The sequence below is a fragment of the Youhaiella tibetensis genome (genome assembly GCF_008000755.1).
In the GTDB taxonomy this organism is placed as follows: domain Bacteria; phylum Pseudomonadota; class Alphaproteobacteria; order Rhizobiales; family Devosiaceae; genus Paradevosia; species Paradevosia tibetensis.
The window spans coordinates 2,182,136-2,203,826 of sequence record NZ_CP041690.1; the positions used below are offsets into that span (position 1 = coordinate 2,182,136).

General features: G+C 65.0%; 23 protein-coding genes. 12 read left to right on the top strand and 11 right to left on the bottom strand.

The genetic code is table 11. From position 1 onward, the window contains the following. Positions 1–25: 25 nt before the first annotated feature. Genes FNA67_RS10570 through FNA67_RS10585 form a run of 4 tightly spaced genes read left to right on the top strand, consistent with a single transcriptional unit; the run spans position 26 to position 3,415 of the window. Positions 26–934 (top strand): branched-chain amino acid ABC transporter permease, encoded by a 909-nt coding sequence (locus FNA67_RS10570; RefSeq protein ID WP_049705079.1) that lies wholly within the window; start codon positions 26–28, stop codon positions 932–934. Next, positions 935–1,906: a branched-chain amino acid ABC transporter permease gene (locus tag FNA67_RS10575; RefSeq protein ID WP_147656007.1), complete on the top strand. Its 972-nt coding sequence runs from the start codon at positions 935–937 to the stop codon at positions 1,904–1,906. It begins immediately after the preceding gene. Continuing rightward, complete coding sequence (locus FNA67_RS10580) at positions 1,903–2,697, top strand: ABC transporter ATP-binding protein (protein ID WP_147656008.1); 795 nt, start codon at positions 1,903–1,905, stop codon at positions 2,695–2,697. The genes FNA67_RS10575 and FNA67_RS10580 overlap by 4 nt, the downstream gene beginning before the upstream one ends. Beyond that, the gene (locus FNA67_RS10585) at positions 2,687–3,415 is read left to right on the top strand and encodes an ABC transporter ATP-binding protein (protein ID WP_049705081.1); all 729 of its coding nucleotides are present in this window, start codon (positions 2,687–2,689) and stop codon (positions 3,413–3,415) included. Before FNA67_RS10580 ends, FNA67_RS10585 begins: the two co-directional genes overlap by 11 nt. On the opposite strand, the gene FNA67_RS10590 is transcribed toward FNA67_RS10585, so the two are convergent. Then, the gene (locus FNA67_RS10590; RefSeq protein ID WP_147656009.1) at positions 3,412–4,182 is read right to left on the bottom strand and encodes an NAD(P)-binding domain-containing protein; all 771 of its coding nucleotides are present in this window, start codon (positions 4,180–4,182) and stop codon (positions 3,412–3,414) included. The two genes, FNA67_RS10585 and FNA67_RS10590, sit on opposite strands and share 4 nt — an antisense overlap. Positions 4,183–4,298: 116 nt before the next feature. Between FNA67_RS10590 and FNA67_RS10595 the strand changes: the two genes are divergently transcribed. Then, positions 4,299–5,402, top strand: coding sequence for a cis-3-hydroxy-L-proline dehydratase (locus FNA67_RS10595; protein ID WP_147656010.1), 1,104 nt, complete (start codon positions 4,299–4,301; stop codon positions 5,400–5,402). A gap of 52 nt (positions 5,403–5,454) precedes the next feature. On the opposite strand, the gene FNA67_RS10600 is transcribed toward FNA67_RS10595, so the two are convergent. Next, positions 5,455–6,393: a helix-turn-helix transcriptional regulator gene (locus FNA67_RS10600; RefSeq protein ID WP_147656011.1), complete on the bottom strand. Its 939-nt coding sequence runs from the start codon at positions 6,391–6,393 to the stop codon at positions 5,455–5,457. 126 nt (positions 6,394–6,519) lie between these two features. Between FNA67_RS10600 and FNA67_RS10605 the strand changes: the two genes are divergently transcribed. The 6 genes from FNA67_RS10605 (at position 6,520) to FNA67_RS10630 (ending at position 12,548) form a co-directional block, all read left to right on the top strand. Continuing rightward, positions 6,520–7,755: an amino acid ABC transporter substrate-binding protein gene (locus tag FNA67_RS10605; RefSeq protein WP_049705085.1), complete on the top strand. Its 1,236-nt coding sequence runs from the start codon at positions 6,520–6,522 to the stop codon at positions 7,753–7,755. A gap of 67 nt (positions 7,756–7,822) precedes the next feature. Further along, the gene (locus FNA67_RS10610; RefSeq protein ID WP_147656012.1) at positions 7,823–8,695 is read left to right on the top strand and encodes a branched-chain amino acid ABC transporter permease; all 873 of its coding nucleotides are present in this window, start codon (positions 7,823–7,825) and stop codon (positions 8,693–8,695) included. Then, on the top strand, positions 8,692–9,639 hold the full coding sequence (locus FNA67_RS10615) for a branched-chain amino acid ABC transporter permease (RefSeq protein WP_147656013.1): 948 nt from the start codon (positions 8,692–8,694) through the stop codon (positions 9,637–9,639). Before FNA67_RS10610 ends, FNA67_RS10615 begins: the two co-directional genes overlap by 4 nt. After that, positions 9,636–10,364, top strand: a complete 729-nt coding sequence (locus FNA67_RS10620; protein ID WP_147656014.1) for an ABC transporter ATP-binding protein — start codon at positions 9,636–9,638, stop codon at positions 10,362–10,364. Before FNA67_RS10615 ends, FNA67_RS10620 begins: the two co-directional genes overlap by 4 nt. Further along, positions 10,357–11,100, top strand: coding sequence for an ABC transporter ATP-binding protein (locus FNA67_RS10625; protein ID WP_147656015.1), 744 nt, complete (start codon positions 10,357–10,359; stop codon positions 11,098–11,100). The genes FNA67_RS10620 and FNA67_RS10625 overlap by 8 nt, the downstream gene beginning before the upstream one ends. Beyond that, positions 11,097–12,548, top strand: a complete 1,452-nt coding sequence (locus FNA67_RS10630; protein WP_147656016.1) for an aldehyde dehydrogenase — start codon at positions 11,097–11,099, stop codon at positions 12,546–12,548. Before FNA67_RS10625 ends, FNA67_RS10630 begins: the two co-directional genes overlap by 4 nt. Here the strand turns inward: FNA67_RS10630 and FNA67_RS10635 are convergent. Further along, a complete protein-coding gene (locus FNA67_RS10635; protein ID WP_244616604.1) occupies positions 12,511–13,485 on the bottom strand; it encodes a helix-turn-helix domain-containing protein in 975 nt (324 codons plus the stop codon). The genes FNA67_RS10630 and FNA67_RS10635 overlap by 38 nt on opposite strands. Before the next feature lie 50 nt (positions 13,486–13,535). Here FNA67_RS10635 and pobA point away from each other — a divergent pair, with 50 nt between their 5' ends. Then, on the top strand, positions 13,536–14,705 hold the full coding sequence (gene pobA / locus FNA67_RS10640) for a 4-hydroxybenzoate 3-monooxygenase (RefSeq protein ID WP_147656017.1): 1,170 nt from the start codon (positions 13,536–13,538) through the stop codon (positions 14,703–14,705). 37 nt (positions 14,706–14,742) lie between these two features. Here the strand turns inward: pobA and FNA67_RS10645 are convergent, their stop codons facing one another. From FNA67_RS10645 to pcaD, 8 genes are all read right to left on the bottom strand, one after another. Then, positions 14,743–15,777 carry a 3-carboxy-cis,cis-muconate cycloisomerase gene (locus tag FNA67_RS10645; RefSeq protein ID WP_147656018.1) on the bottom strand — a complete coding sequence of 345 codons (1,035 nt, stop codon included), beginning with the start codon at positions 15,775–15,777 and terminating at the stop codon, positions 14,743–14,745. A gap of 255 nt (positions 15,778–16,032) precedes the next feature. Next, a complete protein-coding gene (pcaF, locus tag FNA67_RS10650; protein WP_147656019.1) occupies positions 16,033–17,241 on the bottom strand; it encodes a 3-oxoadipyl-CoA thiolase in 1,209 nt (402 codons plus the stop codon). Beyond that, positions 17,234–18,022, bottom strand: coding sequence for a CoA-transferase subunit beta (locus tag FNA67_RS10655; RefSeq protein WP_147656020.1), 789 nt, complete (start codon positions 18,020–18,022; stop codon positions 17,234–17,236). Before FNA67_RS10655 ends, pcaF begins: the two co-directional genes overlap by 8 nt. Before the next feature lie 160 nt (positions 18,023–18,182). Further along, positions 18,183–19,034 (bottom strand): CoA transferase subunit A, encoded by an 852-nt coding sequence (locus FNA67_RS10660; protein ID WP_147656021.1) that lies wholly within the window; start codon positions 19,032–19,034, stop codon positions 18,183–18,185. Between the two features lie 9 nt (positions 19,035–19,043). After that, positions 19,044–19,667 (bottom strand): protocatechuate 3,4-dioxygenase subunit alpha, encoded by a 624-nt coding sequence (gene pcaG / locus FNA67_RS10665; RefSeq protein WP_147656022.1) that lies wholly within the window; start codon positions 19,665–19,667, stop codon positions 19,044–19,046. Then, a complete protein-coding gene (gene pcaH / locus FNA67_RS10670) occupies positions 19,667–20,416 on the bottom strand; it encodes a protocatechuate 3,4-dioxygenase subunit beta (protein ID WP_049705097.1) in 750 nt (249 codons plus the stop codon). Before pcaH ends, pcaG begins: the two co-directional genes overlap by 1 nt. Next, on the bottom strand, positions 20,413–20,820 hold the full coding sequence (gene pcaC / locus FNA67_RS10675) for a 4-carboxymuconolactone decarboxylase (protein ID WP_147656023.1): 408 nt from the start codon (positions 20,818–20,820) through the stop codon (positions 20,413–20,415). Before pcaC ends, pcaH begins: the two co-directional genes overlap by 4 nt. Next, positions 20,813–21,610 carry a 3-oxoadipate enol-lactonase gene (gene pcaD / locus FNA67_RS10680; protein WP_147656024.1) on the bottom strand — a complete coding sequence of 266 codons (798 nt, stop codon included), beginning with the start codon at positions 21,608–21,610 and terminating at the stop codon, positions 20,813–20,815. The genes pcaC and pcaD overlap by 8 nt, the downstream gene beginning before the upstream one ends. Positions 21,611–21,691 lie beyond the last annotated feature (81 nt).

The following is a 21,691-nucleotide window of genomic DNA, read 5'->3' on the forward strand; positions in this document are numbered from 1 at the left end:
CGCCACGGGAACTGGAGCAAGTGACTTGTTTGACATTCTCGCTCAGCAGCTCATCAATGGGCTGGTACTAGGGTCGTTCTACGCCCTGGTAGCGTTGGGCTACACCATGGTTTTCGGCGTGGTGAAGCTGCTCAACTTCGCACACGGCGACCTCTACATGGTGGGCGCCTTCGTCGGATTGATGGCCTTTTCCTTCCTTGCCCCCATCATCGGGCCCGGCTGGTTCGGGGTAGGGGTCTCAATCCTTCTTTCCATGGTCGCCATAGGATTCCTCGGCGTGGTGATCGAGCGCGTGGCCTATACGCCCATGCTCAAGGCGCCGCGCCTCTCGATCCTGATCACGGCCCTGGCCGTGTCGCTGGTGCTTCAGAACGCGGTGCTGACCCTTACCAACGGCCAGATCCTTGCGTTTTCGCCCAAGCTCGGGTTCGGCGGAGTGAACCTGGGTTCGATCTTCATCAGCTTCAAGCAACTGGTCCTCGTCGGAACCGCCGCAGTGCTGATGATCGCCCTCGAACTCTTCGTGTCTCGAACCCAATATGGCCGCGCCATGCGCGCCGTGTCCGTGGACAAGGACATGTGCGAGTTGATGGGCATCGACGTCAATCGCGTGGTGGCGGTGACCTTCTTCGTCGGATCGGCCCTTGCCGGCGCGGCGGGGACCATGGCCGGAGCCTATTACGGCTCGGTCTGGTACTTCATGGGTTTCCTGATTGGCCTCAAGGCCTTCACTGCAGCCGTCATCGGCGGCATCGGCTCGATACCGGGAGCCATGCTCGGCGGCCTGATCCTGGGACTGCTCGAAGCCTTCGGCACGCAGATTCCGGGCATCGGCAGCGAGTGGAAGGACGTCTTCTCCTTCTCGGTCCTGATCCTGGTCCTGGTGTTCAAACCCACCGGCCTTCTGGGCAAATCCGAACAGGAGCGCATGTAAATGGCAGAGGACGAAGCAAGATCCCGCGTCTGGAGCGGATTGGATCGCTGGTTCGATACCCCGGCCAAGAAGGGCGCGATCCTAGCAGTACTGGCTGCGGCCATGATTGCCGCGCCGCTGATCTTTGGCCCCTATGCCACGGTCATTCTCACCAACGCGCTGCTCTACGCCATCCTGGCGTTGGGACTGAATATCGTGGTCGGCTATGCCGGTCTTCTCGACCTCGGCTACGCCGCCTTCTTTGCAGTGGGGGCCTATAGCGTGGGCATCCTCACGGTACAGTTCGGCTGGAATTTCTGGCTGACACTCCCGGTAGCGGTCGCGGCCGCGGCACTCGCGGGCATCATCATCGGCGGGCCGACCCTGCGTCTGCGCTCGGACTACCTCGCCATCGTCACCCTGGGCTTCGGCGAAATCGTCCGCATCGCCGCCCGCAACCTGCAGATCACGGGCGCCGCAAGCGGCATCTCCGGAATCGAGCAGCCATGGCTCTTCGGCTGGCATATCGCCGGCCCCCTGGACTTCTACTATGTCTTCCTGGTCCTGGCCGTCATCGCAGTCATCGTCTCGGTGCGGCTGGCGGAATCCCGCCTGGGACGGGCCTGGCTCTACGTGCGGCACGATGAGGACGCGGCGGAGGCGATGGGCATCGATCGCGTTCGGGTCAAGCTTGCCGCCTACATCATCGGCGCCATCTACGGCTCGCTGGGCGGCGTGTTCTTCGCCGTCAACCTGACGGCGATTTCTCCAGAAAGCTTCTCGTTCCGGCAATCGACGCTGTTCCTCATGGCCGTCATTCTCGGTGGCATGGGCAAGATCCCCGGCGTTATCCTGGGGGCGTTCATCGTTGTGCTCGCGCCCGAACTGTTGCGCGATCTCGGCAGCTTCCGCCTGCTCATCTTCGCGGTCGGCCTGCTGCTGATCATGCTCTTCCGCCCGAGCGGCATTTGGCCCACGAGGAGCCGGTCATGAGCGAACAACTTCTTCAATTGTCCGGGGTGACCTTGGGCTTTGCCGGCAATACGGTACTTCAGGGCGTCGATTTCACCGTCGAGGCCGGCAGGATCGCGAGCCTGATCGGCCCGAACGGTGCAGGGAAAACCTCGCTTTTCAACTGCATTACGGGCTTCTACAAGCCCCAGCAGGGCGCCATCACCTTCGATGGCCGGGCCATGCTGCCGCTCAAGCCCTTTCAGGTAACCCAGGCCGGCATCGCCCGCACCTTCCAGAACCTGCGGCTCTTCCGCGGCATGTCGGTGCTGGAAAACGTCATGTCCGGGCAGCACTGCCGCACGAAAGCGGGCGCCATCGCTGCGATCTTCCGACCCGCGTCCCAGCGACGCGAGGAAGCCAAGATAGAGCAGGTGGCCTCCGAATGCCTGCGGTTCGTTGGCGTGGACGCCGCCGACTGGCATCGCGAGGCGACAACCCTGGCCTATGGCCACCAGCGCCGGGTGGAAATTGCCCGTGCCCTCGCGACTGAACCCCAGCTGCTGCTGCTCGATGAACCGGCCGCCGGCCTCACCAAGAGCGAAAAAGAGGAGCTGACAGCGCTCATCACCAGCATTCGCGATGAACGCGGCGTCGCCGTGCTCCTCATCGAGCACGACACGGGGCTGGTCATGAGCATCTCCGAAAAAGTCAGCGTGCTCGACCACGGCGTGCTCATCGCCGAGGGGACGCCGGTGGAAATTCAGAACAATCCTAAGGTGATCGAGGCCTATCTCGGTTCCGAAGACGCGGAGGACGCCCTTGCGCTCTGAAACCGGGGACGTCGTCCTGTCACTCAAAGGAGTCTCGGCCGGGTATGGCCGCATCACCGCGCTGCACGGCATCGACCTTGAAGTTCGCCGTGGAGAAATCGTCACTCTTCTCGGCGCCAACGGCGCCGGGAAGACCACTACGCTCAAGACCATCTCGGGGCTCGTGCGCGCGCAGGCCGGCTCGATCACCTTCGAGGGCGAGGAACTGGTCGGCCGCAAGGCCAGCGCGATCGCCCGGATGGGCGTGGTCCATGTTCCGGAGGGGCGGCACGTTCTGCGCGGCCTCTCGGTGAGAGAAAACCTCGAACTCGGCGGCTTCACAGTCCATGACAGCAAACTACGCGGCGAGCGCCTGGAGGAGGTTTTCGGCCTCTTTCCAATCCTCCAGCAGCGCCAGCATCAGGATGGCTCGCTCCTATCGGGTGGCGAGCAGCAGATGCTGGCCATCGGCCGGGCCATGATGCATGGCCCACGGGTGCTGCTGCTCGACGAACCATCAATGGGGCTGGCGCCCAAGCTGGTGCTGGAGACCATGCGCATCGTCAAACAGCTCAACGAGCGCGGCGCGACGATCCTGCTTGTCGAGCAGAACGCACGGCTGGCCCTCAAGCTTGCCAAATATGGCTACGTGCTCGAGACCGGCAACATCCGGATGGAGGGCGAGGCTAGCGACCTGGCGAAGGATACTGCCATCGTGCGCGCCTATCTGGGCGGCTAGCCGAGCTTGTTCCAGGAAAGGGTGCCAACATCATGGAGAGCCTTGGCGAGAGTGTCATACCAGCCGCTTTGCATGAGCTGGCCGCGCACGAACTCGTTGAGGCCACCCTTGGTCTGATGCTCGGGCACAAGCCTGGCGAGCTGATCGTGCGGCGTCCTGCTTGCGGTGTCCGCAAGCATGGAGAGCAGCGAAATCACATAGGTGCGTGCGTCTTCGGCCGGGGCGCCTGCAGCAACAGCCGCGTCGATGAGACGGGCCTGCATCTCGAAGTAGCTCGACATGAAGGCGCTCAGGCCGCCCATGTGGAGGGCGTCCTGACTCTGCGCGACGACGAGGTCGCCGAGCGGCGTGAGCAACGCCTCGATCTGCGGATCGCGCGGGTAGAGCGTGATCGGACCGACGCGATGTTCGATGCCGGGCAGGGGGACGACGCGCACGGCCCTGGCGCTACCTGCAAAATTCTGGATCTCGGCCATGGAGAGGCCGGCCACGAGGCTCACCACCACCTGCTCGCGGCGAAAGCCGATGCCCGCCAGGGCGTCCGTCAGTTGCGCCGGTCGCATGCCGAGCACCACGATATCGGACTGTCCAACCACCTCCTGGTTGGAGGCGGCGCGCGTCACGTTGGGCAGGCTCTGCGCGAGCGCCATCGATACGCTTTCCGACCTGGGCGAAACCACGATTCGGAGGCCAGGATCGGCCGAAGCCAGCCCCCTAACTATGGCGGCGGAAATCGTCCCCGTTCCAACAAAACCAATCGTCGTCATTCACTGTCTCCGCGACATCGTTCGCCTTGGCAGACAAACACATAGGGTAGTGGGGCCGCGCCCGGCAAGGCGTCAGGTAGCCGCCCCGAGCTGAGAAACGGATGGCAGGACCAAAGATGCAGATCACTTCCATAAAGGCCTACAAGGTAGACCTGCCGTTGCGCGAAGGGCGCTATAGCTGGTCCGGCGGAAACTACGTGGAAGTCTTCGATTCCACCGTGGTGGCGGTCGAAACCGATGCCGGGATTACCGGGTACGCCGAATGCTGCCCGCTCGGTTCGGCCTATCTTCCGGCATATGCAGCCGGCGTACGTGCAGGCATCGCCGAAATCGCGCCCAAGCTGATCGGCATGGATCCCACCGACCTCTGGCCTCTCAACCACCACATGGATGCGGTACTGCGCGGACATGCTTACGTGAAGGCGCCCATCGACATCGCCTGCTGGGATATCCTGGGGAAGATGGCGGGGCTTCCAGTCTACAAGCTCCTGGGCGGCGCCGAGCAGGAGGACATCATCCTCTATCGCGCCATCAGCCAGCAGGACTCGAGTGTGATGGCCCAGAAGATCGCCGGCTATCGCGCCGAGGGCTATACGCGCTTCCAGCTCAAGGTCGGCGGTCGGCCAGAGGATGACATTGCCCGCATCCGGGCCTGCCGGGCAGTGCTCGAACCCACCGACATTCTGGTAGCCGACGCCAACACCGGCTGGACCATGGCAGATGCCGCACGCGTCGTGAATGCCGTCCGCGACGTCGACGTCTATATCGAACAACCCTGCATGACCTACGAAGAAAGTGTCTCGATCCGCCGACGCACGTCACTGCCATTCGTGCTCGACGAATGCATCAACGACGTCGCCACGCTCGTGCGCGGCCTTTCCGAGGATGCGTTCGACGCGATCAACCTGAAGATCTCAAAGGTCGGAGGCCTGACCAAGGCCCGGCTGATGCGCGACCTTTGCGTTTCGAGCAACATCCCGATGACCATCGAGGACACCTGGGGCGGCGACATCGTCACGGCCACGATCGCGCACCTGGCGCGTTCGACCCCAGCGCGCTTCTGCTTCACGGCAACCGATTTCAATTCCTACGGTACGGTGCAGATTGCCGATGGAGCGCCGCGCCGAGTCAACGGCCGCATGACGGCACCCGATGCACCGGGCCTTGGCATCACGCCGCTTATGGACGTCCTGGGTGATCCCGTGCTGGTGGTGCGGTGAGTGGGGGCGCTTGTACACGATTCGCATAATATATATTATGGAACTTATTCTATCACGGCCACGCCGAATATGAGCCGTCCAGCGCCCCTTTACTGGCGATTGCCTGCTTGCGGAACCGCCCTGGCGACATGCCCTTTCGACGAGCGAAAAACCGATTGAAATAACCGGCGTCCTTGAAGCCGAGCGTCTCCGCTATCTCCGCCACCTGGAGGTTGGAGTGCTCCAGCAGCGCGTCGGCATCGTCCATCAGCCGTTGATGGACAAGCTCGAGCGGCGACAAACCAGTGGCACGGCGTATCGCGGTGGTCAGGCGGTCAGCGGTAATTCCAAGCGCGCGGGCATAGGCAGCGATCGTCCAGTGTGCGCGCGCGTGAAGTTCGACCAGTTGCAGAAACCCCTGGACCAGAACGCGAGGCGATGCCTGCGGCAGCTTTGTGCCCGAACTCGCCAGGCGCCAGAACGCAATGAGGATCAGCGAAAGCCGGCTCATGATCGCTTCGCGTCGCCCGGGCAGATCGCCATCGGCCTCGCGCTGGATATCCTCGATGTCCTTTATCAACCCCCGCGCCAAGCCCACGTCTACGCGGACACCAAGCAGCGGACGGTCCATCGCGGCACGCAAGGCGCCAGCAACCGACGTCGAAGGGATAACGCGGTTGAGCGCCACGTCGATGACGGCAAGGCTCATGCCCCTGGCGCCGGCCTGTAGCCTGACCTTTCCGCCATGTCCGGCCGGCAGCCACAACACGCATGGCGCATCGAGCGTAAAGTCCGCTTCATCAATGAGATAGGTGCCGGAACCTGAGACGAGCACGAAGGCGTGGGCCAGCCCCGACTGACGCGGAGCATGCAGGTCCCATTCACTCATTGAAAGCGCGCTGGCGATGGCCTGCACTTCAATCTCGATGCCCGTGTGGCGCCCGCGGTTCACATAACGCTCCCTGTTGATCGTAAAAGTACATTTCTCTCTTCGAAATGTCCATTTCGTCACGCAAGGGCTGCCGATACGGTCTCTAGCAGAGGCACAGATGCGTCCGGATAGCCGAAAAGGCAGCAGCGACGCGTCGGCCGAGGAGCGCGCCGGAAAACATCCGGCCGGTACATGGAGGAGGACCTAATGACCAATTATGGACGCAGGACGATTCTGCGCGGCATCGGCGCCAGCGCCATCGCGGCAACCGCCCTGCGGTCCCTGCCCGTCTTCGCGCAGGACCGCAAGACCGTTCGGATCGGCTACGCCATTTCCAAGACCGGCGCCAACGCCGCTGGCGCCGGCATCACTACCACGCCCAACTACGTGCTCTGGGTCAAGGACGTGAACGATGCAGGCGGCATCAAGCTCTCCAAGCTGGGCGTCCAGCTTCCCATCGAGGTCATCGAATACGACGACCGGTCCTCGGCCGAAGAAACCGTTCGGGCCATCGAGCGCCTGGCGACCCAGGACCAGGTCGATTTCATCCTGCCTACCTGGGGCACCGGCCCGAACCTGGCCTCCGGCCCATCCTTCGACAAGTTCGGCTATCCGCAGCTCGCCGCCACCGCAGTGACCGACATGGCTCCGCAGGTCGCGCAGCGCTGGAAGAAGAGCTTCTGGATGCTGGGCGGCGGCCACGACTATGCCAATGCCCTCGTGCAACTGCTGGTCAAGCAGCGAGACGCCGGAAAGATCAACAACAAGGTCGCCATCATCAGCGTCGCCGACGGTTTCGGCATCGACCTGTCCAAAGCCGCAACGCCAGCCTTCCAGGCCGCCGGCTTCGAACTCGTCTACGACAAGTCCTACCCACTCGGCACGTCCGACTTCGCTCCGCTGCTCAACGAAATCGCGGGCCTGGGCGCCGACACCTTTGCGGCCTTCTCCTATCCGCCCGATACCTTCGCCATTACCCAGCAGGCAGTCGTGGCCAGTTTCAACCCCAAGGTGTTCTACCTGGGCGTCGGCACGGCCTTCCCGGTCTATCCCAAGGTGGCGGGCCCGAACCACAACAACGTCATGGGTATCGGGGGCATCGATCCGGACAGTCCCGAGATCGAAGCCTACTTCAAGCGACACACCGAACTCATTGGCGAAGCTCCCGATTCCTGGGCCAGCGCCGTGACCTATTCGAGCCTGCAGATCCTGCATCAGGCCATCGAGCGAGTCGGCGACCTCGACCGCGATGCGGTCTCCAGCGAGATTGCGACGGGCGAATTCGATACGATCCTGGGCAAACTCAAGCTCAAGGACAACCAGCTTCGCTCGCTCTGGACCGTGGGCCAGTGGCAGGACGGCAAGTTCGTCGGGCTGGCCCATACCGAGCGCGAAGGAACCCGCGAGCCGGTAGTGCCCAAACCGGCCTGGACCGCGGCCTGACCGCTGCCATTTCCGGGAGGCGGCAAATCCGCCTCCCCAACTCTACTCGACGCGACATGAGGCTCTCATGGTACTCAGCGCCCTGCTGACCGGGCTCGTGCTCGGCGGCACCTATGCGCTCATCGCGATGGGCCTGACGCTGCAATATGGCGTCGCCCGGATCATGAACCTCGCCTACGGCGACGTGATCATCGCTGCCGCCTTCGGCGCATTCGTGCTGTTCAATTCCCTTGGCATCAACCCTCTGCTGGGCCTGCTGATCGTGGCGCCCGTCGGCTTCCTCGCCAGCTATCTCATCTATGCGGTGATGCTTCAGCCGCTGGCGCGCCGATCGGGCGATCGCGGGCGCCTCGAGGTGGATTCGATCCTGGCAACCTTCGGCCTGCTCTTCATCATCCAGGGCGTGGCGCTTGTCGTCTTCGGTTCCGGCTTCATGAGCTACTCGTTCCTGGCGGTACCCGTGAACATCCTGGGCACCTCGCTGGCAGCCAACCGCGTTCTGGCGTTCGTTCTGGCCATCGTCATCGGCGGCGGGCTCTACCAGCTGCTGACCCGGACGCGCTGGGGTACCGCGATCCGCGCGGTGGCCGTGGCGCCGGGTTCAGCGCCACTCGTCGGCATCGATGTCGACCGGGTAGCCCGCTTCGCCTTTGCCCTGGGCGGCGCACTGGCAGCGTGCGGCGGCGTCATCGTCTCGATGTATCTCACTTTCAACGCCACGGCCGGCGTGGTCTTCACCATGAAGGCGCTCGTCGTGGTCATCATGGGCGGCGTGGGCAACATCCCCGGCGCCCTGGCGGCCGGCCTCATTCTCGGTGTCGTAGAGACGCTGGTGGCGACGTTCGTCGATCCTGGCCTCACGCTCGCGGCGACCTACCTCATCTTCCTTGCCGTGCTGGTGCTGCGTCCCTCCGGCCTCTTCGGCAGGAGCGCCTCATGAATGCCCGCACGCTTTCCCTGACGATCGGCGCCATCGCCATCCTGGCGATCCTCGCGGCCGCTCCGGCCTATGCCGGCCCCTACCCGCTTGGCCTCATGATCGGCATCCTCAGCTACGGCGTCCTGGCCACCGCCTGGTCGATGTTCTCGGGACCAACGCGCTATGTGTCGTTGGCGACGGTCGCCTTCTTCGGCATCGGGGCCTATACAGTTGCCGTGCTCGGCGACGTGATGCCCTATCCCCTCATCCTGCTCGTGGCAGCCCTCATCGGGGCCGTGCTCGCCATTCTGGTCGGCATGGCAACGCTAAGACTGGCAGGGGTTTACTTCGTGGTCTTCACGTTCGGCCTGACCGAACTGGTGCGCCAGCTCGTGACCTATTACGAGGTCAACGTCACCAAGACCCTCGGCCGCTACGTGTTCCTGCCACTCGGGCCCGAGCACATCTATTGGCAGCTCCTGGCCCTGGGCACCGTTACCCTGGCACTGGCCTGGTGGGTGCGGCGAGCCCGTATCGGGCTGGCGCTGCGCGTCATCGGCGACGACCCCGTTGCCGCCAGCCACCTCGGCATCGACATCACGCGCACCAAGCTCACGCTCTTTGCGGCAAGCGCGGTCATCATGACGCTGGCCGGCGCCATCCAGGCACCCCGCTGGACCTATATCGAGCCCTCGATCGTCTTCAACCCGACCGTCTCCTTCCTTACGGTGATCATGGCCCTGCTCGGCGGACCCAATCGCCTGTTCGGCCCCCTGCTCGGCGCCATCCCGCTCTTCCTCCTGTTCGAATGGCTCTCGGCCAACTTCCCCAATCACTACTCGATCATCCTGGGACTGCTGTTCGTGGCGATCGTCTTCCTCCTCCCCAATGGCGTCCTGGCCTTCGCCGAGGGCCTCATCAACCGGGTGCGTCCCGTCGCCGGCTCCCGTGAGGCGGCGCGATGACCGCCCTGCTCGAATTGCGCAACGTGACCAAGCGCTTCGGCGGGCTGGTCGCCGTCAACGGCCTCAGCTTCTCGCTGGCCCGAGGAGAAATCGCGGGCCTGCTTGGACCCAACGGGTCGGGCAAGACCACGGCGCTCAACATGATCTCCGGACTCCTCCTGCCCAATGGCGGGGAGATCGACCTGGCCGGCCAGGCCATCGGCGGCCTGCCCGCCGACCGGATCGCCCATCGCGGTGTGGCGCGGACTTTCCAGCTCGTGCGGGCCCTGCCCTCGCTGAGCGTGGGGGAGAACGTGCTAGCTGCACTAGCCTTCCGCCGGCATCCGCTCTGGGGGCCGGCGGCCGAACCGGAGATCGAGCGTCTGCTGGCCTCGGTCGGCCTAGGCGGGCGCGCCCGGCAATCGGCCGCAAGCCTTACCTATATCGACCTCAAGCGGATGGAACTCGCCCGCGCGCTGGCGGCGGACCCCACCCTGCTGCTGCTCGACGAGTGGCTGGCAGGGCTCAACCCGACCGAACTGCGCGACGGCATCGACCTTATCCTGTCGCTGCGCGATCGCGGCATGACGGTGCTGCTGGTGGAACACGTGATGGACGCGGTGCGCGCACTCTGCGACAGGTGCGTGGTGATGAACACCGGCAGCCTCATCGCCGAAGGCCCCACCGAAGACGTCCTGCGGCACCCCGAAGTGGTGCGCGCCTACCTGGGAGACCTCCATGCTTGAGGCCGGCCCCCTCTCGATCTACTACGGCAAGCACCTCGCGCTCGACGGCGCCCGTCTCGCCGTGGCCTCGGGCGAGACCGTCGTGGTGCTCGGCGCCAATGGGGCGGGCAAATCCTCGCTGCTCAAGGCGCTGGCCGGGCTCGTCAAGCCAGCGCCCGGAGCCTCGGTCCGGCTTGGCGGCACCGAAATTCTCGGTCGCCGCGCCCACCAGTTCCTCGAGGCCGGCATCGCGCTGGTACCGGAAGGACGCGGCATCTTCGGGGACCTGACGGTGGCGGAGAATCTGGAGCTGGGAGCCTATGCCCGGCGCGCCCGCGCCTTCGAGCGGGACACGCGCGAACTCGTGCTGACATTGTTCCCGCGCCTCAAGGAACGCCTCGGCCAGATCGCCCGCACCATGTCGGGCGGCGAGCAGCAGATGGTCGCCATCGGCCGGGCGCTGATGAGCAAGCCCAGCCTGCTCATGCTCGACGAGCCCAGCCTGGGCCTGGCTCCCATCGTGACGGGGGAGCTTTTCGCAGCGCTTGGCGAAGTCAAGAAGACCGGCGTCAGCCTTCTCATCGTCGAGCAGAACGTCAAGGCGAGCCTCGCCGTCGCCGACCGCGGCTACCTGGTGGAAGCCGGCCGCATTGTCGGCGAGGACAGCGCCGCCAACCTCATGAACGACCCCGCCGTGCAAAGGGCCTTCCTCGGCCAGTCCGGCGCAACCAGTACCCAGCATGGAGAACCGCAATGACCGACTTGGGCTTGCTGATCAACAACACCGAGATGCCGGCGACCGGTGACGCCGTGTTCGAGCGGCACAACCCCATCTCGGGCGAAGTCGCCACCCGCGCCGCGGCCGCCACGGTCGAAGACGCCCTCAAGGCCGCCGATGCCGCAGCTGCAGCGTTTCCTGGCTGGTCCCACACCGCGCCCGGCGAGCGCCGGAAGATCCTCTGGGCCGCCGGCGATGCGCTCGAAGCCAAGATCGACCAGTTCATCGAGGCCATGGGCGCCGAGACCGGCGCGACGGCGGGCTGGGCGCATTTCAACGTTCACCTGGCGGCCGACATGCTGCGCGAGGCAGCGGCACTGACGACCCAGATCACGGGCGAGATCATCCCTTCCAACCGGCCGGGCTCGACGGCAATGGCCGTCCGTCAGGCCGCCGGCGTGATCCTTTCGATCGCCCCCTGGAACGCCCCGGTGATCCTGGGCGTGCGTTCGCTCGCCACCCCTCTGGCCTGCGGCAACACCGTGGTCTTCAAGTCGAGCGAAATCTGCCCGCGGACCCACCGGCTCATCGCCGATGCGCTGAACGAGGCCGGCCTGCCGCCGGGCGTGCTCAACGTCGTGTCCAACGCGCCCGAGGACGCGCCCGAACTGGTTGCCGCGCTCATCGCGCACCCGGCTGTCCGGCGCGTCAATTTCACGGGCTCGACGCGCGTGGGCAAGGTCATCGCCGAGACTGCCGCACGCAACCTCAAGCCGGCGCTTCTCGAACTGGGCGGCAAGGCGCCGATGGTGGTGCTCGACGATGCCGATATCGATGCGGCGGTCGATGCGGCAGCCTTCGGCGCCTACATGAACCAGGGCCAGATCTGCATGTCCACCGAGCGGATCGTTATCGACGACAAGATCGCCGACAAGTTCGTGGCGGCCCTTTCGGCCAAGGCTTCCACGCTCAAGGCAGGCGACCCGCGCAAGGGCAACACCCCGCTCGGCTGCCTCGTCGACCCGACGGCGGCCCAGCGTATCGACGGGCTGGTCAAGGACGCGGTTGCCAAGGGCGCCAAGCTGAGCGCGGGCGGCCATATCGAGGGCACGATCATGGAGGCGACCGTTATCGACAACGTGACTCCCGGCATGCGCCTCTACCGGGAGGAATCCTTCGGCCCGCTCGTGGTGGTGATCCGCGTCGGCTCCATCGACGAAGCGGTGCGCGTCGCCAACGATACCGAATACGGCCTGGCTTCGGCCGTGTTCGGGCGCGATGTGATGCGGGCGATGGCGGTGGCGAGCCGCATCGAGGCCGGCATCTGCCACATCAATGGACCAACGGTCCATGACGAAGCCCAGATGCCTTTCGGGGGCGTCAAGGCATCTGGCTATGGCCGGTTCGGAGGCAAGGCAGGCATAGCCGAGTTCACCGAACTGCGTTGGATCACCGTCCAGGACGGTCCGATCCACTACCCGTTCTAGACGGGCGGCCAACGGGGAGGAGCGGCGCCGCACCCTCCTCCCCCTCCCCTCTTGCCGCCTTGCGGAAGAGGCCCGGCGCCATGCCGACCTGCCGGGCGAAGAAGCGGTTGAAATACGACGGGTCCTGATAGCCGAGCAGCAATGCGATCTCCTTGACACTGAGCGAGGAGAACTTGAGGTAACGCTTGGCCTCCAGCGCAATACGGCGCTCGATGACGCTCAGGGCCGAGGTGCCGAGCACCTGCTTGCAGACCCGGTTGAGATGGCTCGGCGTAATGCCCAGCGTACCGGCATAAAACCCCATCGGCCGCGCCCGCGCGAACTCGGCGTCCACAAGAGCCTGGAAGGCCTGGACGTGGTGCACGGCGCGGTTGGCATCAGCCTGCATCGAGTGGGCGGAGGCAACCTCGGCCCGATGGATCGCCACCAGCAGCAACCCGATACGCGCCGACATGGCCGTGGCCCGACCATGCTCGCGCCGTCCCGCCTCTGCGATGAGCTGTTCGACGGCGAGGCCGACCTCCCGACCGCCGCGAACGATGCGCGGCCCACGAAAGGCCTCGGCGATTTCAGGGCTTTGCTGAAGGATGGCGCGCACGTCGCGCTCGAAGAACGTAAGGACGACACCGACGATGTCGGGTGAGAACTCGTAGCCATGCACGGTCAGCGCCGGGATGCAGATGGCGGTATCGGCACCCAGCGAAAAGACCTCGCCGTCGATCGTCGCTTCGACGGTTCCCGCAGTTACGTGAATGACCTGAAAAAACTGCTCGTGCCGGTGCGGCGCGATGCGGAAATCGTACAAGCTTGAGCGCGACAGCACGGTTTCCCAATGCAGCCAGTCCTGCGCCTGATCCTCGGTCTCTTCGCCATAGAGCGCGTAGATGGGAATTGAGCTCATGCTCGAATTGTCCATCTCTTTGCCGCCTCTGTCCATTGGCTCGCCCCCTCCAATCGATAAAATTTGAAAACTTTCGGGAGGATTGATTGCGAACTCAGGTTGCCATTATCGGCGCAGGACCGGCTGGTTTGATGCTCGGACGCATTCTCGAGCGCGCCGGCGTGGACGCCGTCATTCTCGAGCGGCGCAGCGCCGAATACGTGCTGGGCAGAATTCGTGCCGGGGTTCTCGAACAAGGCTCGATCGAACTGCTCGATGCGGTCGGCGTGGGCGAACGCATGCACCGGGAAGGCCTCGTCCACGACGGCGTGGAACTGAGTTTTGACGGCGACACGCACCGCCTCGACTTCACCAGCCTCATCAACCGTCATGTGATGGTCTACGGGCAGACCGAGGTGACCCACGACCTGATGAACGCCCGCGCCGCTTCGGGCGCCACGACCATCTACGAAGCCAGCGACGTGCGGTTGCTCGATTTCGATGGCGACGGCGCGCGGGTGGAGTACCGCAAGGATGGCCAGACGCATGTGCTCGAGTGCGACTTCATCGCCGGATGCGACGGCTATCACGGCGTCTCGCGCGTAAGTGTTCCCGCTTCGGCGCTCCAGACCTTCGAGCGGGTCTATCCCTTCGGCTGGCTCGGCGTGCTGATCGACCAGCCGCCGGTGGCGGACGAACTCATCTATGCCCATCACGAGCGCGGCTTCGCCCTCTGCTCGATGCGCTCTCCGGCCCGCTCGCGCTACTACGTGCAGGTGGCGCAGAGCGAACGCGTCGAAGACTGGTCCGACGACCGCTTCTGGGACGAATTGCGCTCGCGCCTCAACCCGGCAACCGCCGAGGCGCTCAAGACCGGCGCCTCGATCGAGAAATCCATCGCGCCGCTGCGCAGCTTCGTGGCCGAACCGCTACGCTTCGGTCGGCTGTTCCTGGCCGGCGACGCCGCGCATATCGTGCCTCCCACCGGAGCCAAGGGCCTCAACCTGGCCATGAGCGACGTCAAGGCGCTGGGCACGGCCCTGGTCGAGTACTACGGCGAGAAATCGGCGGCAGGCATCGACAACTATTCGCAGACCGTGCTGCGACGTATCTGGAAGGCCGAACGGTTCTCCTGGTGGATGACCTCCCTGCTCCACGTCTTCCCGGAAACCGGCGCTTTCGGACGCCGGATCCAACGCGCCGAGTTCGACTATCTCACCGGGTCGCACGTGGCCCAGCAGAGCCTGGCGGAGAACTATACGGGGCTCCTTGATTGATGTTACAGATCAATCAAGGCACCTAACATATTGATTTTTATAACTTAAATGAAACTTGTATGACAAGCTCGTTGGCGATGCGCAGCGCAGCGCCGGTGGCCTCGACGATCTGGGGCAACACCATCCATTCGAGCGTCCAGGCCGAGCCGGACCGCTCGTATTCGTGGACGAGCGCCTGATGCAGCAGACCGACCTGCCCGGCGTTGAAGCGTGCCAGCGTCACCAGGATTTCGGCTTTGACCGGGTTGGATTTGTGCGGCATGGCCGATGAGCCGCCGCCACCGGCGAGCGCAATTGCCGCCACCTCGTTCTGCGACAGCAGCGCCACGTCGGCACCGAACTTTCCAAGCGCGCCGGTGACCAGCGAGAGCACGGACGCAAAATCGACCAGCGGGTCACGCTGGGTGTGCCAGGGCGTGGCGAAACCAAGATCGAGATGGTCGGCCAGGCGCCGGGCAATTTCGTCTGCCTGCTCGCCCAGCCCGTCGCGAGTGCCGACGGCGCCGCCGAGTTGAATGACCAGCAGGCTCCGACGCATGCCCTCGAGAGCGCGCAATTGCCGCTGGAGCGGCTCGGCCCAGTTCCCGATCTTGTCCGCCACCGTGATCGGCAGCGCCTGCTGCATGCGCGTGTGCCCCATGAGCGGCTGGGTGCCGAAGCGCGCCGAGAGATCCTGCAGCGATCGGCCGAGGGCCGCCAGACGATCCTCGAACAGCGTGATGGCTTTGGCGAGACGCAGGACAAGGCTGGTGTCGATGGCATCCTGACTGGTGGCGCCCAGATGCACGGACTTGCCATGCTCGCCCACCGCGGCGCGCAACTGCCTGACCAGCTCGGGCACGACCACGCCGTCGCGAGCCATGCCCACGGCGAGGGCGTCGTAATCGGGCGTGAAGCTGGCGCAGGCGGCAACGATGGCAGTTGCGGCGGCCTCAGGGATGAGGCCGGCGTCAGCCTCAGCCTGGGCCAGGGCGGATTCGAACGAGAGGATACCTGCGATTTCCGCCTCGCTGGTGAAGAGCGCAGCGGTTTCGGGGTCGCCGACCAGGGCTTGCAGCAGACGGTTGGGCATGGGGTTCCTCGGGTTGGCGCGAGTTTGGTGATGCGGTGGGGGAGCGTCAAGGTTGGTGACGGGGCCTACCCCCACCCTTGTCCCCTCCCCACATGGGGGAGGGAGACCTGCTGGCTCGATCGTGCCCCACGGCTTACCTCCCTCGGGTGGGGAGGGATTGAGGGGGGACACAGGCTCCGAGTTCTGGGCTCGCCTCCGGTCCGTCCATGAGGGCGCGCGGCCGGAGCGGAAGGAACGGGGCTCCTGGGCTCAGTCCTAGACGCGTTCCAACGCGATGGCGATGCCTTGCCCGACGCCGATGCACATCGTGGCGAGAGCGAGCTTCTTTCCGGTCAGAGAGAGCTCCAGGGCGGCTGTACCCGCGATGCGGGCGCCACTCATGCCGAGCGGGTGGCCAAGGGCGATGGCGCCGCCATTGGAGTTCACCTGCGGGGCATCCTCGGGCAGGCCCAACTCGCGCAGAACCGCGATGCCCTGGCTGGCAAAAGCCTCGTTGAGCTCGATGACGTCGAAATCGGTGGGGGCAAGCCCGAGGCGCGTGGTCAGCTTCCGCGTGGCAGGCGCCGGACCCATGCCCATGATGCGCGGCGGCACCCCGGCCGCAGCGCCGCCCAGGATACGCGCGATGGGGGTAAGCCCATACTTGCGCGCCGCCGCCTCGCTGGCGACGATGAGAGCCGCAGCGCCATCGTTGACGCCCGAGGAATTGCCGGCGGTGACGGTACCGCCCTCTTTCTTGAACGGCGTCGGGAGCCTGGCGAGCACTTCCACCGTCGTATCGGCGCGCGGATGCTCGTCCCGGTCGACGACCACGGGATCGCCTTTCTTCCGAGGAATGGTCACCGGCACGATCTCGCGGGCAAGCCGGCCATTGGCCTGGGCGGCCGCAGCCTTCTGCTGGCTGCGCGCCGCGAAGGCGTCCTGGTCGGCGCGGGAAACGGCGAAGTCGGCGGCGACATTTTCGCCGGTTTCCGGCATGGAATCAACGCCGTACTGCGCTTTCATCAACGGATTTATGAAGCGCCAGCCGATGGTCGTGTCATAAATCTCGGCGGCACGCGAAAAGGCCGTTTCGGCCTTGGGCATGACGAAGGGGGCGCGGCTCATGGACTCGACGCCACCAGCGATGAGGATCTCGGCCTCTCCCGCCTTGATGGCGCGGGCCGCGGTGATGACCGCATCCATGCCCGAGCCGCACAGACGATTGATGGTGGTGCCGGGCACCCCGACCGGAAGCCCGGCGAGCAAGGCGCTCATGCGGGCGACGTTGCGATTGTCCTCGCCCGCCTGGTTGGCGCAGCCGAAGATGACGTCATCGACGGCTTCCCAGTCCACGCCCGCGTACTGCGCCATCAGCGCCTTGAGCGGAATGGCGCCGAGGTCGTCGGCGCGCACGGACGAGAGCGCGCCACCGAAGCGGCCGATGGGCGTACGCAGATAGGCGCAGATGAAGGCCTCAGGCATTGGCCTTCTCCTTGGTGCCGCCATGAGCGGCGGCAGTGCGGGCCTGAAGGTCCCGCAAGGTGGTCAGTTCGAGCTCCGTGGGTTCGGGGGTCTCGGCGACGTCGTCGGCGAACTTGACCGTCCAGCCGCAGGTCTCCTGCACCATGGCGCGCGTTACGCCCTTGTGCATGGAAACGACCGTAAATTCCTTGGTCACCGGATCGGGCTTCCAGATGGCCAGATCGGTGATCAGCAGCGTCGGCCCCTTGGTGGTGATACCCAACTTCTGGCGGTCGTCATGGCCGTTGCCGTGCCCGTAGGACGTGAAGAAATCGATCTTCTCGACCATCGAGCGCTTGGCCTGCTTGAGGGTGATGTAGATCTCGCCGCAAGAGGTGGCGATCTCGGGGGCCCCGCCCCCGCCCGGCAGGCGCACCTTGGGGTGGTGGTAGTCGCCGATGACGGTGGTGTTGATGTTGCCGAACCTGTCGAGTTGCGCAGCTCCCAGGAAACCGATGGAGATGCGCCCGCCCTGCAGCCAGTAGCGGAACATTTCGGGCACCGCCACGGTCGTGACGGCGGTCTCGCACAACTCGCCATCGCCGATCGAGAGCGGCAGAACATCGGGAGCCGTGCCGATGGTGCCGCTTTCGTAGATCAGCGTGATGTCGGGTGCGTGAGTGAGGCGCGCCACGTTGCAGGCGGCCGAGGGGGCGCCGATGCCCACGAAGCACACGTCGTCGTTGCCGAGCGCGCGCGCGGCAGCGATGGTCATCATTTCGGTGGCGGTGAATTCGGTCATTGCGGAGATTCCTGGCTGAAATCGATGGGGCGTCCTAGCCCCGCCCTTGCATCCTTCCCACGAGTGGGAGGGAGACCTGCTGGCTCGATATTGCCCCACCTCCTCCCAGCTCCTCGTGGGGAGGGACTGAGCGTGGGGGTGAGCCACAGGCGCGGCGTCGTCATGCGCGCAGCCCCTTCACACGTTCCGCAAAGACCTCCGGCCCAGCCTCCAGTACGTTCTCCTTCATCCACTGCGCAAAGAGTTCGCGGTCGGCGGAGATCTTGTCCCATTCGAGATAGGTGGCGTTGTCGCGCTCGTAATAGCCATGGGTGTAGGATGGATGAGCGCCTCCCGGGACCACGGCAATGGCGTCTATGGTCCAGTTGGGCAGGATGGTGAGGTTGGGGTGGAGGCCCTTGAAGTCGGGCACGATCTCCTCGACCGTCACCACGACGCGGCGGGCCGCAAGCGCGGCCTCCTTCTGGACGCCGATGATGCCCTCGATCAAGACGTCGCCCTTCCGGTTGGCCTTCTGGGCGTGGATGAAGGTGACATCGGGCCGATGCGCCGGCACGGCGGCCAGCTCTTCACCCGTGAAGGGGCAGGTGATCGACTTGATCTCCGGATTGACCTTGGGAAGGTCCGCCCCCTTGTAGCCACGGAAGACGGCCACCGGCAGGCCGGCGGCACCGGCCTCGTAGGCCTGGGCCATGGCCGAGTGGGAATGTTCGACCGTTTCGATGGCGCGCGGATACTCGTTCTCGATGGCGTCACGCATGCGGCGCAAGAGGCCCACGCCCGGATTGCCGGCATAGGAGAAGATCACCTTGCGGGCCAGCCCCATGCCGATCATCTGGTCATAGACGATGTCGGGCGTCATGCGCAGGAGCGTCAGGTCCTTGATGCCCTGGCGGATGGCTTCGTGCGCGGCGGCCACGGGGATGAGATGGGTAAAACCCTCAAAGGCGACGGTATCGCCATCCTTCAGGTTCTGCCTCACCGCATCGGAGAGGCTCAGGAACTGGGTCATCTGAAACGCCTAGATGTCGAAAAATACAGTCTCGTCATCGCCTTGCAGGCGAATATTCAAGTGGTAATGCGGCATGGAGCCTTCGTGTTCGCGCGGCGCGATGATGGTCTGACGCCGACGCGGATCCATGATGCGGTTGAGGACGTGATCGGCCGCATTGGCTTCAGCCTCGTCCGCGAAATAGAGCCGCGTGTGGAGTCCGGTATTGATGCCGCGCGCCACGATCCAGAGCGTCAGGTGCGGGGCCATCGGCTTGCCATCCGGACCGGGCACCCTGCCCGGCTTGATGGTCTCGAACCGCACGAGGCCCGCGGTATTGGTCGCCTGGCGGCCCCAGCCAGTGAAGGCGGGCGCCGAATTGGAATTGGGCGACATGGCGCCGGCATAGGAGCCGTCCGCATCGGCCTGCCAGACCTCCACGACCGCGTCGATCAGCGGAAAGCCGCTGCCGTCATAGACGTTGGCTGTGACCACGATCCGCTCGCCCCTGGTATCGGGCGTGAGCATGGTCGCTCCCAGGTCGCCCTCTGGATAGACGTGCAGCTCCGAAAAGCTCGGTACGAGCCCGATATGGACGTAGGGACCGCCGGTCTGGGAGGGCGTCTCCTTGAGGGGTGCAATGCGGTTGAGCATCAATTGCCCTCCAGCTTGTTCTCGAACAGGGTCGAACGGCGGCCGCGCAGGACGATGTCGAAGCGATAGGCCAGTGCGTCCATGGGCGTGGTGTTGTGCCGGTCGAGCCGGGCGATGAGTTGCTCGATGCCCTCGGGATTGGGAACGCCGCCCACGATCGGGCACTGCCAGATCATCGGATCGCCCTCGAAATACATCTGGGTGATCAGGCGCTGCGTGAAGGCGTGCCCGAAGATCGAGAAGTGGATATGGGCCGGCCGCCAGTCATTGCCGCGATTGGGCCAGGGATAGGCGCCCGGCTTGATGGTGCGGAAATGGTAGTAGCCGTTCTCGTCCGTCACCGCGCGGCCGCAGCCGCCGAAATTGGGATCGAGCGGGGCAAGGTAGCCCTCGCGCTTGTGCCGGTAGCGCCCGCCGGCATTGGCCTGCCAGAACTCGACAAGCGTGTGGGGCACCGGACGCGCATTCTCGTCGAGCACCTGGCCATAGACGATAAGGCGCTGGCCGATCGCCTCGGTCCCATCCTGGCTGTAGTTGCGGATGAGGTCGTTATCGAGCGCGCCAAGCTTGACGTGACCGAAGGTCGGGCCGGTCAGCTCGGAGGCCGTCTGGCCCATCGAGATCAGGGCGTGCCTGGGCGAACGCAGGACCGAACTCTTGTAGTCGGCAGTGAAGGCCGGTGGATGCCAGGCGCGGTCGCGCGGGTAGTAGGCGCCCTGCTCTCCCGGCAAAATCACGGGTTCGGTCATGCTCCGGTCTCCTCCTTGAGCAAGCGCCCGGTCCGGGCCAGTTCCTCGCGCGCGATCCTGAAGGCGCGGTTGGCGGCCGGCACGCCGGCGTAGACCGCCACGTGCATGAGCGCTTCCTTGATATCCTCGGGGCTTGCCCCAGTGTTGGCGGTGGCTCGCACATGCATGGCCACCTCTTCATCGTGCCCGAGCGCGGCCAGCAAGGCTATGGTCAGCATCGATCGCTCGCGCCGCGAGATCGCCGGACGCGACCACAGGTCCCCCCAGGCGGTCTCGGTGATGAACGCCTGGAAATCGGCATCGAACTCGGTGCGCCGCGCAATGGTGGCGTCGACATGGGCATCGCCCAGCACCGAGCGGCGGGTCGCCATGCCGCGAGCGTATTTCGGGCTTTCCTCAGACATAGCCGACCTCATCGAAATAGTTCTGCATGAGCATGACCAACCTTTCGGGCTGCTCGATGGATGGAATGTGGCCGGCACCGGCAATGACCTCAAAGCGGGCATTGCCGAGAAGCGCGGCGGTAGCGCGCACCATCTCGGGTGGCGTGGAAAGATCGTCCTCGCCGGCCACCGCCAGGGTGGGCAGCGTGATTGCCCCTACGCGTTCGCGCAGGTCGGCATCGCGCAGCGCCGCACAGGTGCCGACATAGCCCTCGACGGGCGAGCGCTCGAGCATGTTGCGCCAGCCGGCGAATTCGATGGCTCGTTCCTGGCGGAACCGCGGCCCGAACCAGCGCGTCAGCACCGCATCGCTGATCGAGGCAATGCCATTGGCGCGGATGGCGGCGATGCGGCCATTCCACATGGCTTCATCGCCGATCCTGGCGGCCGTGTCGCAGAGCACCAGGGCCTTGAGCTTCGAAGCGCTTCCGCCCAGCGCGAACCCCTGGGCGATGAGCCCGCCGACGGAAACGCCGGCTAGCGCAAGCTCCGCGAGCCCCAGATGCTCGACCAGGGCTTCGAGATCACCCACGTGATCTTCCAGCCGATAGGGCGCGCGCGGGGCGTCTGAAAGCCCGTGGCCGCGCTCGTCGTAGGAAATGACGCGATAACGGTCGGCGAGACGCGCGATAACCGCATCCCAGATGCGGGCGTCGGTGCCAAGAGAATTGACCAGCACCACCGGCCGGCCCTCGACCGGACCCGACACCCGCAGGTGCATGGCGATACCGTTGATCCTGGCGAACTTCATGTCGTGGCCTTCTTCGTTGCTCCGATTTAAGGCCCGCCGCCCCTCTCAGTAAAATGATTAGTTCATTCCGATCCATAACCT

Excerpts from the sequence above, each read along its gene's own strand:
- FNA67_RS10575 (WP_147656007.1), top strand. The coding sequence starts at position 935 with ATGGCAGAGGACGAAGCAAGATCCCGCGTCTGGAGCGGATTGGATCGC.
- FNA67_RS10580 (WP_147656008.1), top strand. The coding sequence starts at position 1,903 with ATGAGCGAACAACTTCTTCAATTGTCCGGGGTGACCTTGGGCTTTGCC.
- FNA67_RS10590 (WP_147656009.1), bottom strand. The coding sequence starts at position 4,182 with ATGACGACGATTGGTTTTGTTGGAACGGGGACGATTTCCGCCGCCATA.
- FNA67_RS10595 (WP_147656010.1), top strand. The coding sequence starts at position 4,299 with ATGCAGATCACTTCCATAAAGGCCTACAAGGTAGACCTGCCGTTGCGC.
- FNA67_RS10605 (WP_049705085.1), top strand. The coding sequence starts at position 6,520 with ATGACCAATTATGGACGCAGGACGATTCTGCGCGGCATCGGCGCCAGC.
- FNA67_RS10610 (WP_147656012.1), top strand. The coding sequence starts at position 7,823 with ATGGTACTCAGCGCCCTGCTGACCGGGCTCGTGCTCGGCGGCACCTAT.
- FNA67_RS10615 (WP_147656013.1), top strand. The coding sequence starts at position 8,692 with ATGAATGCCCGCACGCTTTCCCTGACGATCGGCGCCATCGCCATCCTG.
- FNA67_RS10620 (WP_147656014.1), top strand. The coding sequence starts at position 9,636 with ATGACCGCCCTGCTCGAATTGCGCAACGTGACCAAGCGCTTCGGCGGG.
- FNA67_RS10625 (WP_147656015.1), top strand. The coding sequence starts at position 10,357 with ATGCTTGAGGCCGGCCCCCTCTCGATCTACTACGGCAAGCACCTCGCG.
- FNA67_RS10630 (WP_147656016.1), top strand. The coding sequence starts at position 11,097 with ATGACCGACTTGGGCTTGCTGATCAACAACACCGAGATGCCGGCGACC.
- FNA67_RS10635 (WP_244616604.1), bottom strand. The coding sequence starts at position 13,485 with ATGGACAGAGGCGGCAAAGAGATGGACAATTCGAGCATGAGCTCAATT.
- FNA67_RS10645 (WP_147656018.1), bottom strand. The coding sequence starts at position 15,777 with ATGCCCAACCGTCTGCTGCAAGCCCTGGTCGGCGACCCCGAAACCGCT.
- pcaF (WP_147656019.1), bottom strand. The coding sequence starts at position 17,241 with ATGCCTGAGGCCTTCATCTGCGCCTATCTGCGTACGCCCATCGGCCGC.
- FNA67_RS10655 (WP_147656020.1), bottom strand. The coding sequence starts at position 18,022 with ATGACCGAATTCACCGCCACCGAAATGATGACCATCGCTGCCGCGCGC.
- FNA67_RS10660 (WP_147656021.1), bottom strand. The coding sequence starts at position 19,034 with ATGACCCAGTTCCTGAGCCTCTCCGATGCGGTGAGGCAGAACCTGAAG.
- pcaG (WP_147656022.1), bottom strand. The coding sequence starts at position 19,667 with ATGCTCAACCGCATTGCACCCCTCAAGGAGACGCCCTCCCAGACCGGC.
- pcaH (WP_049705097.1), bottom strand. The coding sequence starts at position 20,416 with ATGACCGAACCCGTGATTTTGCCGGGAGAGCAGGGCGCCTACTACCCG.
- pcaC (WP_147656023.1), bottom strand. The coding sequence starts at position 20,820 with ATGTCTGAGGAAAGCCCGAAATACGCTCGCGGCATGGCGACCCGCCGC.
- pcaD (WP_147656024.1), bottom strand. The coding sequence starts at position 21,610 with ATGAAGTTCGCCAGGATCAACGGTATCGCCATGCACCTGCGGGTGTCG.